General features: G+C 59.2%; 1 protein-coding gene. It reads left to right on the top strand.

Features of this window, described 5'->3' with window-relative positions; genetic code table 11:
* Positions 1 to 213 (top strand): helix-turn-helix domain-containing protein (locus tag FNJ47_RS49535; RefSeq protein WP_163163960.1); only part of this gene is annotated, 213 nt, incomplete at both ends.

Genomic DNA, 213 nt, shown 5'->3' with positions numbered 1-213 from the left:
AAGCCGCAACCCATTGGAGCGTGCGCGCCATCGCCAAAGAGACGGGCATTGCCAAGAGCACCGTTCATCGCTTGTTCCAACTCTTCGGCCTGCAGCCTCACCGCACTCGCAGCTTCAAACTCTCGACCGATCCCTTCTTTGTCGAGAAGCTGCGCGATGTGGTCGGGCTCTATCTCAATCCGCCTGACAAGGCCGTGGTGCTTTGCGTCGATG

The sequence above is a fragment of the Bradyrhizobium uaiense genome (genome assembly GCF_010811875.1).
Taxonomy (GTDB): Bacteria; Pseudomonadota; Alphaproteobacteria; order Rhizobiales; family Xanthobacteraceae; genus Bradyrhizobium; species Bradyrhizobium uaiense.
The sequence above is the reverse complement of the archived record's forward strand: the minus strand, read 5'-3'. Positions and strand labels throughout refer to the sequence as shown.